This is a genomic window from Streptomyces omiyaensis (genome assembly GCF_014650895.1).
Taxonomy (GTDB): Bacteria; Actinomycetota; Actinomycetes; order Streptomycetales; family Streptomycetaceae; genus Streptomyces; species Streptomyces omiyaensis.
The window spans coordinates 191,955-204,319 of record NZ_BMVV01000011.1 but is presented as its reverse complement, the minus strand read 5'-3'; the positions used below and the strand labels follow the sequence as shown (position 1 = coordinate 204,319).

The window sequence follows — 12,365 nt, the reverse complement described above, 5'->3', positions numbered from 1 at the left end:
GTCAGCATAGGAGGCGCGGACGCCGCGGGACCCCGCCCGGAGACCGGAGCGGGGTTCCGCGAGCCCCCGTGCGGGGAGCCGGCACGGAGAACCGGCGGGGATCAGGCCAGGGCCAGGAAGAGCTTCTCCAGCTCCGCCTCCGTCATGGGCGCGGAGTCCTCCGCGCCCTCCGCCAGGCACTGCCGCATCCCGCTCGCCACGATCTTGAACCCGGCCCGGTCCAGGGCCCGGGAGACGGCGGCCAGTTGGGTCACCACGTCCTTGCAGTCGCGGCCCGCCTCGACCATCGCGATCACTCCGGCCAGCTGCCCCTGGGCGCGCCGCAGGCGGTTCAGCACCGGCGTCCTGGCGTCCTCGTCGACCTGCACGGCATTCCTCCTTCGTCCCCCGCCCTTGGATCAGCATACCCCCTAGGGTATTAAAACGCCCCGTATCGGACCATCCATGTCATTCCCGGGCCGGGACGGCGGTACGGCTCCGTGCCCGCCGCACGGCGCGCACGCCGACCGCCGCCGGTCCCGCCGCGCCCAGCACCGCCCAGGTGGCGGGATGGGTCCAGAGGGCCGGGTCGAGCTGCCGGGTCAGGACGAAGACGCCCATGACGACGACGAACCAGCCGAAGGCCCTGCGCAGGGCGGCCTGCGGGACGCGGCCGGCGAGGCGGCCCCCGGCCAGGCTGCCGGCGACGGCGGCGCCGGCGACGGTGAGGGCGAGGCCCCGGTCGAGGGTGAGGCCCGAGAGGTGTCCGGCGAGTCCGGCGAAGGAGTTCATGGTGACGACGAGGAGCGAGGTGCCGACGGCGGCCCCCATCGGGAGCCCGCCGAGGAGCGCCAGGGCGGGCACGACGAGGAACCCGCCGCCCGCACCCACCAGCCCCGTCACGGCGCCCACGGCGACCCCCTCGACGGCGGCGTGCCCCACCGGCAGGTCGCCGTCCCGGTGCCGGGGCTCCTGGCGCCGCCGCGGCCTGCGGAGCATGGCGTAGGCCGTGGCGAGCATCATCAGGGCGAAGGCGATGAGGAGGGCCGTGCCCGGGAGGTGCGCGGCGGCCCGGCCCCCGGCGTACGCGCCCGCCGTGCCGAAGGAACCGAAGAGGAGTCCCGTCCGCCATCGCACCCGGCGGGCCCGGGCGTGCGGGACGAGCGCGGCGAGACCGGTGACCCCGACGACGAACAGGGAGGTGGCGATGGCCTCTTCGGCGTCCAGCCCGGCGAGGTAGACCAGGATCGGCACGGTGAGGATCGACCCGCCGCCGCCCAGGACGCCGAGGGTGACCCCGACGAGCAGCGAGGCCGCCACGATCAGGACGGTCACCGGGTGCTCCGGAGCTCGGCGATCACGGTCCGGACGTCGGTGCGGGGGCCCCGGTTGTAGGGGAGCTTCGAGAGCATGACGCCCAGGGCGCAGGAGTTGCTGAGCGCGGCGTAGGTCAGGCCGGCGCCGATCGCGGTGCCGATGAGGTGCGCGCCCGGCACGGCGATGCCGACGAGGCCGGTGACCAGGACGACCGAGCCGGCGACCAGGCGGACCTGGCGCTCCATGTCCCAGCGCTCGGGGCCGCGCTCGACGGGGGCGCCGGCCGACTCCCAGCCGGTGATGCCGCCGTCCAGGACCCGCAGGTTCGGCAGCCCCGCGCCGGCCAGCGCCCGCTCGGCCTCCTTGGCCCGCTGCCCCGAGCGGCACACCAGCACGACCTCCTCGTCCAGGTGGGCGCGGAGCTCGGCGCGGTGCTCGCGCAGGGTGTTCAGCGGGACGTTGTACGACCCCGGGATGTGCGCGGTGCGGAACTCGCCGGGCGTGCGGACGTCGAGGAGGCGCGGGGCGCGGCCCTCCTGGACGAGGAGGTGCAGGGCGGCGGGGGCGAGGACGGGGGCGGTGCTCATGGAGGGATCCGTTCGTGAAGGGCGTCGGGGGTGGGTGCGGGGTGCGGGGTGCAAGGCGCGCGGCGGTGCGGGGCGAGCGCGCGCGGCGTGGGGGCGCGGAGGGCGCGGCGTCCGTGTGCCACGCGCCGCGTGCCGCAGGTGCGCGCGGCGCGGAGTGCGCGCGAGGGCCGGCGGGCGGTCAGGCGGTGGCCGGCTCCGGTGCCGTCAGGGCCCAGGCCGCGTAGCCGCCGAGGATGTCGGAGACGTCCTGGAAGCCGCGCCGGCGCAGCAGGCTGGCGGCGATGGAGGAGCGGTGGCCGCCCGCGCAGTGCACCACGAGGGGCCGGTCCGCGGGGAGTTCCGCGGCGCGGTGGGGGAGTTCGGCGAGCGGGATGTGGACGGCGGCGTCGATGAGGCCGTCGGCCGCGCGCTCCCCGCAGGTGCGCACGTCGACGACGAGCGGCGGGCGGTCGCCCGCGAGGGCGTCCCGCAGCCGGGCGGCGGTGACGCGGCTCGCCGGGGCGACCTCGCCGGCCAGCGCCTCCAGGGCCGCCCCGGGCTCCGCCAGGTGCCCCTCGGCGCGGTCGAGGCCGACGCGGGCGAGGCGGGTGAGGACCTCCTCCTCGCGTCCCTCCGGGGCGATGACCACGAGCCGGTCGCCGGGGTCGAGGACGGTGCCGGCCTGCTCGGCGAAGCGCCCGTCGGCCGGCACGTTGACCGCGCCGCGCAGGTGTCCGGCCGCGAACTCCTGCGGATCGCGGGCGTCGACCACGACGGCCCCGGCGTCCCGCAGCGCGGTGAACTCGGCGAGGGCGAGCGGCCGGGCGGCGGTGGCGGAGTCGTACAGTCCGCGTTCCTTGCGGTTGAGCGCGGCGTCGTGGGCGAAGTAGCCGGGGGCGGCCGGCTGTCCGGCGGTGACCAGCGCGACGAAGTCCGCGCGGTCCATCGGCGCGCAGGCGTAGTTGGTCGCCCGCTGCTCCCCGATCGTGGAGGACCGCTCCGTCGAGAGGTTCTTGCCGCAGGAGGAGCCGGCGCCGTGCGCGGGGAAGACGCGGACCCGGTCGTCGAGGCCCATCAGCTTGTTCTGGACGCTGTCGTGGAGCAGGGCGCCCAGTTCCTCGACGGTGACGCCGACGGAGGCGAGCAGGTCGGGGCGCCCGACGTCGCCGATGAACAGGGCGTCCCCGGTGAGGACTCCGTACGGCACCTCGTCCCCGGCGCGCTCGTACACCAGGACGCTGATCGACTCCGGGGTGTGGCCCGGGGTCTCCATGATCTCCAGGGTGACGTCGCCGAGCGCGATCCGCTCGCCCTCGGCGAGCGCCCGGATCGGGTACTCCGTCTCGGCGCGGCGGCCGTAGCCGATCCAGGCGCCGGTGCCGGCGGCCAGCTCCAGGTGACCGGCGACGAAGTCGGCGTGGAAGTGGGTGTTGATCACGCCGACGACCGTGAACCCGTGCGCCTCGGCGTCCGCGAGGTACTCGGAGACGTCCCGGCGCGGGTCGACGACCACGGCGCGGCCGGTCGTCTCGTCGGCGATCAGGTACGAGGCGTGGGAAAGGCAGTCGAGGTAGTACTGGGCGAAGAACACGGCGGAACCTCCCGCAAGCGTCTGGATACCCCCCCGGGTATGAACAAGCTCGACCGTACGGGGCTCCGCCGCGATGCGTCAAATACCCCCCTGGGTATCGATCGTCACAGGGGTGCACCGGCCCGCACTGCCTCTCCCTCATACGAGTGGGGGTATTCTGAGCTGCGGCGGGCATGAAGAAGGGGCACCGCCGACCCTTCGGCGATGCCCCTGTCCCCTTCTCTTTCCGGTCCCGGCCTCCCGTCCTCCGCCCCCGTCCTCCGCCCCGCCCCCCGTCGGGCGGCCGTCGTTCCCGTCCGCCCACGCCGGACGCCGGACGCCGGGCCCCGCGGACGCCTCGGTCAAGGCTCGTGACCGTGCGCGGCCACCGCGAAGGTCTGGGAGATCAGCACCTGCTCCGCCCGCTCCTGGAGCCGGTCCGCCAGCCCCCGCAGGCGCGCCCCCTGGGCGGCGGGGATCGACAGCGCCACCGCCGCGGTCTCCGCGCCGACCGTGATCGGCACCGCCGCGCAGGCCGTCCCGAGCGCGTACTCCTGGTGCTCCAGGACCGGCAGCCGGCGCGGCAGCGCGGCGAGCCGCCGCTCGAAGGCGCACCGCGCCCCGACCGTGTGCGGGGTGAGCTCCGTCACCGGGTGGCGGCCCAGGTGCTCGCTCCGCTGCTCCGGCTCCAGCTGGAGCAGCAGGCTCTGGCCCGCGGCATGGGCGTGCGCGGTCGCCCGGAAGTCGGCCCACTCCTGCACGGGCGGCCTGGCCGGGTTGTCCGACACGGCACCGATCTCCACCTCGCCGTCCCGGTACTGGACGAAGTAGACGGCCGCGTCCAGGTCCCGGCTCAGGGAGTCCACCCAGGCCTGGATCCCGAGCGCCGGGCTGTGGGCGGCGGTGCCCGCCTCCCGGCGCAGCGGCGAGACGAGCGCGTAGACGCCGCTGTCGTTGCGGACCAGGCCCTCGTGGACCAGGGTCCGCAGCAGGTGGTACGCCGTCGGCAGCGGCAGCAGGGCCTCGCGGGCCAGCTGCTTGGCGCTGCCCGCCCCGCCCCTCCGCTCCAGCTCGTCCAGCAACCGCACGGCCCGGCGCACCGACTGGATCAGGGTCGGGGCCGTGCCGCTTCCCCCCTCGCGATAGGGCATGCGTGTCCTTTCACAACGCGCGGAGCACTGTGCTCCGGGTTCCATGATCGGACAGTGAACCCCGAATCACGTACCGTCAGGGGGCCGGGGTGTCGGAACCGCTCCCGCCGCCCCCGCGTGGTCCTCCGAGGAACGATCGCCTTCGAAGGGATGCTCGTGCACACCCAGACCCCCGGCGCCTCCCGCCGGACCGCCCTCGCCCTCGGCGCCGGCACGGCGCTCACCGCCGCCCTCGGCCTCGCCGGCGCCGCCCCGGCCCAGGCCTTATCCCCCGTCCCCGCCTCCGCCGCGGCCCGGCGGCGGGTGGCCGCCCGCCTGGGCGCCCTGGAGGAGCGGTACGGCGCCCGCCTCGGCGTCCACGCCCACGACGTGCGCACCGGCCGCACGATCGCCCACCGGGACCGGGAACGCTTCCCGATGTGCTCGGTCTTCAAGACCCTCGCCGCCGCGGCCGTCCTGCGCGACCTCGACCACGACGGAAGCTTCCTCGCCCGCCGGATCCACTACACCGCCGACTGCGTCGAGCGCTCCGGCTGGTCCCCGCGGACCGGGGAGGCGGAGAACATCGCCCGGGGGATGACGGTCGCGGAGCTCTGCGACGCCACCATCCGCTTCAGCGACAACACCGCGGCCAACCTGCTCCTGCGCGAGCTGGGCGGCCCCACCGCCGTCACCCGCTTCGCCCGCTCGACCGGCGACCCGGTCACCCGGCTCGACCGCTGGGAGCCCGCGCTGAACTCCGCCGAGCCCTGGCGGGTCACCGACACCACCACCCCGCGCGCCATCGCCCGCACCTACGGCCGGCTCGTCCTCGGCCGGGTCCTGGAGCCCGCCGACCGCGCCCTCCTCACCGACTGGCTGCTCCGCAACACCACCAGCGACGAGAGGTTCCGCAAGGGCCTCCCGGCGGACTGGACGGTCGCCGACAAGACGGGCGGAGGCGACTACGGCACCAACAACGACGTCGCCGTCGCCTGGCCGCCGGGCGGCGGCCCGGTCCTCCTCGCCGTCCTGACCACCCGGCCGGACCCGAAGGCCGCGGGTTCGAACGAACTGGTGGCCGCCGCCGCGGCGATCGTCGCGGAGGAACTGGTCTGACGAGCTCGTCAGGGGCGACGGCGTCGCGCACGGGGGTTCCGTGCGGGGCGCCGTCGCGTCGGCTCCGGGGCTGGGCAGATTCCGTAATGGACGGTACATTTGATCTCTGAAACTCACTGATTTGAAACGTGGCAAGCCGGAGGACGCGGCCTCGACGGCTGCCGTCCCCCTCGGTGGTCCCACGCCGCAGAAGGGAACGCCATGAGCCCCACGCTGGCCGACGAGATCCGCAATCGGCTCGGAGAGCTGAGTCCCGCGGAGCGCAAGGTCGCGCGGGTGCTGCTGGCGGGGTATCCGGCCGCGGTGTTCGAGACGGTCGCCACGATCGCGGAGCGGGCCGGCGTGTCGGCGCCCACGGTGCTGCGGTGCGCCTCCCGGCTGGGCTACCGGGGCTTTCCCGACCTCCAGGCCGCTCTCCGCTCGGAACTCGATGCCCGCAACGCCTCGCCGATCACGCTCTACACGGCCGCGGAGACGTCGAGGCACGAGCGGACGGAGGCTCCACAGGGCGCCGCCGCCACCCAGCTCGGCGAGCGCTCCTCACTCGTGCGGCAGGCCGTCGCCCAGACCTTCGACGAGGTGTCCGCCCACGAGTTCGAGGAGGCCGTCCGCCTCCTCTCCGACCCGCGCCGTCGCGTGCACGTGGCCGGCGGACGCTTCACGCACCTGATGGCCGAGTACCTGGGCCTTCACCTGATGCAGTTCCGCGACCAGGTGGGCTTCCTGCCGCACAAGGACGTGGAGCGGACCTCCTTCCTCACGCAGCTCACCCGACGGGACGTCACCGTCCTGTTCGACTACCGGCGTTACGAGACCGACAAGACGCTGATCGCCGAACTGGCCAGGGAGCGGGGCGGCAAGGTCATCGTGTTCACCGACCCGTGGCTCTCCCCCGCCGCCGCCCACGCGGACGTCGTGCTCATCACCCAGGTCTCCTCGGACTCCCCCTATGACAGCCTGGTGCCGGCCCTGGCGGTCGTCGAGGCCCTCGTCGCCGCCGTTCTCGACCGAATCGGCGGCAGCGGTCACGAGCGCATGAAGGAAGCGGAGCGGGTCGCCCGGCGCACCGGCCTGCTGTAGCCGGACCGCGCGTCGCGGTCCGCTCGACGACGTGAAAGGAGCCGGCCCCCGTCCGGGGCCGGCTCCGTGTCGTGCCGGTCAGCGCGGCGCGATGTCGATGCGCAGGGAGAGGAGCGAGCGGGCGTCCGTGCCGTCGCTGGTGAAGGCGGCGAAGCCGCGCGCCTTGGTGAACGTCACCGTGAACCGCGGCCCGCTCTCGAACGTGGTCGCGGTCGCGCCGTTCTGCGCGCGCGTCGAGGCGAGCGCCCGCGCGGTGGTACGGAAGCCGTACGGGACGCCGTCGGGGTTGGCCGCGGAGGAGAAGACGTCGGTTTCGGCGGGCACGGGCACCGTTCCGACGGGGTTCAGGGGCTGCTTGGACGGGTGGACGCGCGGCGTCCAGGTGCGCGCGTCGTACTGGTCCCCGTCCGTGAGGTAGCTGTATCGGGCCCGGCGCAGGGACCAGCCGTCCTCGGAGTCGTGGGCGCGGGCGTCGCGCAGGTCCAGGACGGCGACGCCGTTCGGACCGAGGACGCTGAGGTGCTCGCGGGCGCTGCCGGGCCGGTCGACGACGAGGGCGGTGTTCTCCTCCAGGCCGTAGACGCGGTCGTGGCCGGTGTCGGAGGCGAGGCGCAGCGCCCGGCCCTCGCGTCCGTAGGCGCCCGTGTGGGTGTCGACGAGTCCCGAGCGGAGGAAGCCGAAGCCGCCCTCGGGGATGTACCCGAGGCGGGTCGGGTCGTCGAAGTAGCCGGGAGCGCTGCCGTCCCGGAGCCCCTCGTAGGACTCTCCGCCGCTGACCATGTCGGGGCCGGAGACGATCTGGGCGCCCGCGGAGGACCCGGCGACGACGGCGCCCCGGGCGAGCTTGGCGCGGATCGCGGCCAGGACCTTGGAGTCCCGGTGCGCCTCTCCGCGCAGCAGGGTGGTGACGTAGCGGTACTGGTCGCCGCCGCCGAAGAAGAAGCCGGTCATGGACTCGACCTGGGCGACGACGGCGTCCGAGTCGGCGTTGGCCACGTGGTCGATGTCCAGGGGGATCCACTGGGCGTCCGCGGCCCCGTGGCGCTCGAAGAGGCCGGCGTAGTAGGCGCCGTTGCAGGCGGAGTTGCTGCAGAGGTCGGGGTCGCCGGCGTGGGGGTCCTGGCTCTCGGGGACGGAGGCGGCCGTGATGATCCCGATACGGGCGCCGGAGCCGCCGGCCCGCTTGATGATCTCGCCGTAGACCTGGGTGTTGCTCTCCTTGAGGGCTCCTCCGATCAGGACGAGGGACCCCGCCTGGGGCCGGTCTCCCGGGGCGTCGGCGAGAGCGGAGGAGGAGACCGAGAGGAGGGAGACGGCAAGGGCGCCGGCAAGGACGGTGCGGCGTGCGGAAGGAGCGCGCATGGTGCCTCCGTTGAGGGTCGGATGGGTCGCGGGGCGGTGCGAGGGGCGGGAGCGCGTGGCCGGGGCCCGGGGCGGGCGCCTCCGGCGGCGTCGGCGCCGTGTCCGCGGCGGAGGGGAGCGGGGCTTCCCTCCGCCGCGCGTCGGGGTCGGCGCCGAGGTGGCACCGGCGTCGTTCAGGTGGTGCCGGCCGTGCCCAGGGAGGCGATCAGGTCGGCGAGGAGGGCGATACGCTGCGGGACGCTGGTGACGTCGAGCCACTCCTGGGGCGTGTGGTCGGCGCCGCCGACCGGGCCCAGGCCGTCGAGGACGGGGATGCCCGTGCCGGCGATGAGGTTGGCGTCCCCCACGCCACCGGTGGCGGCGGCGCCGAGCTCGATGCCGGCGGCGCGGGCCGCGCGGCGCGCGTGGTCGAACATCCGCCGGGAGGCGGAGGTGTCCTCCATCGGCGGGCACAGGTCGAGCTGTTCCACCTCGACCGTGACGCCGGGGACCCCGGGCTGGTCGGCGGCTTCGCGGATGGCCCGGGTGACGCGCTGGATGTCGGCCGTCGTGGCGGCGCGGACCTCGATGCGGAGTTCCGCCTGGGGGCAGACGATGTTGGCGCGGGTGCCGGCCCGTACGACGCCGACGTTGACGGTCACGTCGTGCCAGTGGCCGTTGAGGGCCTGGAGGGCGACGGTGAGGTGGGCGGCGGCGAGGGCCGCGTTGGCTCCGCGCTCGGGTTCGATGCCGGCGTGCGCCGCCCGGCCGGTCACGGTGAGGCGGAAGTCGGCGACGCCCTTGCGGGCGATGACGAGGTCACCGTTCTCCCGGGCGCATTCCAGGCCGAGCCCGAAGTGCACGCCGGCGGCCGTCGCCTCGATCAGCGGCCGGCTGGCGGGCGAGCCGATCTCCTCGTCGGGGGTGGCGAGCAGCACCAGCTCGTCGTACGCGTCGACGCCGCACTCGCCCAGGATCTCCAGGGCCGTGAGTCCGGCGAGCAGGCCGCCCTTGTCGTCGCTGACGCCGGGGCCGTACGCCGTGGAGCCCTCGATCCGGAAGGGGCGGGCGGCCGCGGTGCCGTTCTCGAAGACGGTGTCCATGTGGCCGGCGAGGAGGATCCTGCGGCCTCCCCGCGCCTCGGGCAGGCCGCCGCGCCTGCGGCCGATGAGCGCGTCGCCGGTCCGCTGCCCGTCGGGCGCGGCCGGGAAGCGGACGCGTTCCACGTCGAAGCCGAGTCGTGCGAGCCGGCGTTCGACCCAGTCGGCGACCTTGTCGACGCCCTCCGGGCTGTAGGAACCGGAGTCGACGGAGACGAGCTCTTCCAGGTCGCGCAGGTAGTCGGCGCGGTGGGCGCGGGCCAGGTCCAGGAGGTCGTCGAGCCTCTCCTGGCGCCGGGTGGGGGCGCTCACAGGACCTTGGACAGGAAGGCACGGGTGCGTTCCTGCTCCGGGTCGACGAGGACCTGGCGGGGGTCGCCCGCTTCGACGACGACGCCTTCGTCCATGAAGACGGCGGTGTCGCCGACCTCGCGGGCGAAGCCGATCTCGTGGGTGACGACGACCATGGTCATGCCGTCGTCGGCGAGCCGGCGCATGACGTCCAGGACGTCCCCGACCAGCTCGGGGTCGAGGGCGGACGTCGGCTCGTCGAAGAGCATCAGCTTGGGCTTCATGGCCAGCGCGCGGGCGATCGCGACGCGTTGTTGCTGGCCGCCGGAGAGCTGGGCGGGGTAGTGGCGGGCGCGGTCGCCGAGACCGACCTGGTCGAGGAGAGAGTGGGCGTGCTCCCGGGCGTCGGCGCGGGAGACGCCCGCGACCTTGACGGGGGCCTCCATGACGTTCTCGACGGCCGTCATGTGGGGGAAGAGGTTGAACCGCTGGAAGACCATGCCGATGTCCCGGCGGCGGTCGGCGACCTCGCGTTCGCGCAGCTCGTGGAGCTTGTTGCCCTGCTGCCGGTAGCCGACGGGTTCGCCGTCGACGGTGAGGCGGCCTCCGTCGACCTTCTCCAGGTGGTTGATGCAGCGCAGGAAGGTGGACTTGCCCGAGCCGGAGGGGCCGAGGAGGCAGCAGACCTGGCCGCGTCCGACGGTGAGGTCGATGCCCTTGAGGACCTCCAGCCTCCCGAAGTGCTTGCGTACGCCTTCGGCGCGCACCATGGGGGTGCTCATCGGTTCTGCTCCTTGCTGTTCTTGCCGAGCCGCTCCGCGGTTCCGCCGAGCAGACGCCGGAAGGGCGAGACGTGTCCGGCGCGGGTGGTTCCGCGGCCGTAGCGCCGCTCCAGCCAGGCCTGGGGCACGCCGAGGAGGGTGACGAGCGCCAGGTACCAGATGCTGGCCACGACCAGCATGGGAATGACCTGGTAGTTCTGGGCGTACACGTCCTGGATGTTGGACATCAGGTCGTGGGCGGAGATGACCGAGACGAGCGCGGTCATCTTGAGCATGTTGATGGTCTCGTTGCCCATCGGCGGGATGATCACGCGCATCGCCTGGGGAAGGACGATGCGGCGCATGGTGAGCGCGGGGCGCATGCCGAGCGAGTGGGCGGCCTCGGCCTGGCCGGGGTCGACGGACTGGATGCCGGCGCGGACGATCTCGGAGGCGTAGGCGGCTTCGTTCAGGCCGAGGGCGAGCAGGGCGGCGATCGCCGGTGTCAGCAGGGTGTTGGTCTCGGCCTGGAAGAACGTGATGTCGGTGAAGGGGACGCCGATCTTCACGTACGTGTAGAGCGCGGCGGCGTAGCCCCAGAAGATGATCTGGACGAGCAGCGGGGTGCCGCGGAAGACCCAGACGAAGGCGTTGGCCAGGCCGTACAGCACGGGGCTGGAGGAGAGCCGCATGACGGCGATCAGCGTGCCCAGCCCCAGGCCGAGGAGCATGGCGGCGGCGGTGAGCCAGAGGGTCGTCGCGAGACCGTCGAAGATGAGGTCGGCGAAGAGGTAGTCGCCGACCACGTCCCAGTGCAGGTTGTCGTTCTTGGCGAGCGAGCCGACCAGTCCGACGAGGGCGAGGACCGAGGCGACGGCCGCGATCCACCGTGCGTAGTTGCGGACGGGGACGATCTCGAGTTCCCGGGGGGCGGGGGGCCGGTCCGTGGCGGTGGGGCTCTGCGGGACCTTGGTGGTGCTGGCCATCTCTAGTCCACCGCCGCGTTCTTGGTCGCTTCCTTGACGGCGATCGAGGCGACGCCGTACTTGCCGTAGACCGCGACGACGGTTCCGTCGTCGATGAGGGCCTGGAGGGCCTGCTGGATGGCGTCCGTCAGCTGCGGGAGGTCCTTGCTGACCGCGATGCCGTTGGGCGAGGCGTTGTAGCCGCCCGGCGCGGCGGGGTCCTCGGCGAGGTCGAAGGCCTTGCCGTCGTCCGCGGTCTTGGCCACCCAGCCGGCGGCGGGCTTGGTGAGGACCTGGGCGATCACCTTGCCGGAGCGCAGGGCGAGCTGGGCGTCGGAGTCCTTGGGGAAGGTCTGGATGTCGATCTTCCCCTTGCCCGCGGCGGAGCAGGCCGCCTGGTGCTCCTTGAGGAGGTCGAGCTGGTTGGTCGCGGTCTGGACGGCGACCTTCCGTCCGCACAGGTCGTCCAGGGTGGTCACCTCCGCCGGGTTGCCCTCGGCGACGAGGATGCCGGAACCGGACCGGGAGTAGTCGACGAAGTCGACGACCTTCTGCCGCTCCTTGTTGTCGGTGATCGCCGACATCGCCACGTCGAACTTGCCGGCCTGGATGGCGGGGACGATGCCGTCGAACTTCTGCGGGGAGAACGCGAAGGTCACGCCCAGCTTGGCGCCGAGCGCCTGGCCGAGGTCGTAGTCCAGGCCGGTCAGCTCGGTCTCGCCCTCCTTCACGTACATCTCGAACGGCGGGTAGGGGACGTCGGTCGCGACGCGCACCTCACCGGCCTTCCTGATCTTTTCGGGGAGCAGGTCGTGCAGCTTCTGGTCCTTGACGATCTCCACGCCGGCGACGACGGCCTTGCCCGACGGGGCGGCGGGCTCGTCAGCCCCGCAGGCGGACAGGGACAGGAGCATGGTCGCCGCCGCGGCGGCGGCGGCCGTGGGGCGTGCGATACGAGCGTTCATCGCCTGGAACCTCTCGGTGGTCATCTGCCGGCGGAGTCTGACCGCCCGGCACTGCTGCGAAATTACAGAGGAACCCATGGAATGGCTAGATGTACGTCTCATTACGTTCATGTAACGAGAGATTCGGCCACGATCTTGGGGTGATTTGGGGGCTTTCGGTAGGCTTTCGTGGCTCAATTGC

12 protein-coding genes are annotated in these 12,365 nt (G+C 73.5%); 2 read left to right on the top strand and 10 right to left on the bottom strand.

What is annotated here, in order from left to right:
• Nucleotides 1-101: 101 nt before the first annotated feature.
• From IE287_RS20440 to IE287_RS20420, 5 genes are all read right to left on the bottom strand, one after another.
• Nucleotides 102-368: a metal-sensitive transcriptional regulator gene (locus IE287_RS20440; protein ID WP_189850543.1), complete on the bottom strand. Its 267-nt coding sequence runs from the start codon at nucleotides 366-368 to the stop codon at nucleotides 102-104.
• Between the two features lie 79 nt (nucleotides 369-447).
• Complete coding sequence (locus IE287_RS20435; RefSeq protein ID WP_189850542.1) at nucleotides 448-1,314, bottom strand: sulfite exporter TauE/SafE family protein; 867 nt, start codon at nucleotides 1,312-1,314, stop codon at nucleotides 448-450.
• Nucleotides 1,311-1,883, bottom strand: coding sequence for a rhodanese-like domain-containing protein (locus IE287_RS20430; protein WP_189850541.1), 573 nt, complete (start codon nucleotides 1,881-1,883; stop codon nucleotides 1,311-1,313). Before IE287_RS20430 ends, IE287_RS20435 begins: the two co-directional genes overlap by 4 nt.
• 178 nt (nucleotides 1,884-2,061) lie before the next feature.
• Nucleotides 2,062-3,453, bottom strand: a complete 1,392-nt coding sequence (locus IE287_RS20425; protein WP_189850540.1) for an MBL fold metallo-hydrolase — start codon at nucleotides 3,451-3,453, stop codon at nucleotides 2,062-2,064.
• A 341-nt stretch (nucleotides 3,454-3,794) separates the two neighbouring features.
• Nucleotides 3,795-4,583 carry an IclR family transcriptional regulator gene (locus tag IE287_RS20420; RefSeq protein WP_189850539.1) on the bottom strand — a complete coding sequence of 263 codons (789 nt, stop codon included), beginning with the start codon at nucleotides 4,581-4,583 and terminating at the stop codon, nucleotides 3,795-3,797.
• Nucleotides 4,584-4,739: 156 nt separating this feature from the next.
• Between IE287_RS20420 and bla the strand changes: the two genes are divergently transcribed.
• Entirely contained in the window at nucleotides 4,740-5,681 is a 942-nt protein-coding gene (gene bla, locus IE287_RS20415) for a class A beta-lactamase (RefSeq protein WP_373307868.1), read from the top strand.
• Between the two features lie 201 nt (nucleotides 5,682-5,882).
• Nucleotides 5,883-6,761 (top strand): MurR/RpiR family transcriptional regulator, encoded by an 879-nt coding sequence (locus IE287_RS20410; RefSeq protein WP_189850537.1) that lies wholly within the window; start codon nucleotides 5,883-5,885, stop codon nucleotides 6,759-6,761.
• Between the two features lie 78 nt (nucleotides 6,762-6,839).
• Here IE287_RS20410 and IE287_RS20405 read toward each other — a convergent pair whose 3' ends face one another.
• The 5 genes from IE287_RS20405 to IE287_RS20385 form a co-directional block, all read right to left on the bottom strand.
• Nucleotides 6,840-8,123, bottom strand: coding sequence for a cyanophycinase (locus IE287_RS20405; protein WP_189850536.1), 1,284 nt, complete (start codon nucleotides 8,121-8,123; stop codon nucleotides 6,840-6,842).
• 173 nt (nucleotides 8,124-8,296) lie between these two features.
• Nucleotides 8,297-9,514: a M20 family metallopeptidase gene (locus IE287_RS20400; protein WP_189850535.1), complete on the bottom strand. Its 1,218-nt coding sequence runs from the start codon at nucleotides 9,512-9,514 to the stop codon at nucleotides 8,297-8,299.
• Complete coding sequence (locus IE287_RS20395; protein ID WP_308436875.1) at nucleotides 9,511-10,275, bottom strand: amino acid ABC transporter ATP-binding protein; 765 nt, start codon at nucleotides 10,273-10,275, stop codon at nucleotides 9,511-9,513. The genes IE287_RS20400 and IE287_RS20395 overlap by 4 nt, the downstream gene beginning before the upstream one ends.
• Complete coding sequence (locus IE287_RS20390) at nucleotides 10,272-11,240, bottom strand: amino acid ABC transporter permease (protein ID WP_189850534.1); 969 nt, start codon at nucleotides 11,238-11,240, stop codon at nucleotides 10,272-10,274. The genes IE287_RS20395 and IE287_RS20390 overlap by 4 nt, the downstream gene beginning before the upstream one ends.
• 2 nt (nucleotides 11,241-11,242) lie before the next feature.
• A complete protein-coding gene (locus tag IE287_RS20385; protein WP_229883613.1) occupies nucleotides 11,243-12,208 on the bottom strand; it encodes an ABC transporter substrate-binding protein in 966 nt (321 codons plus the stop codon).
• Between the last annotated feature and the right edge of the window lie 157 nt (nucleotides 12,209-12,365).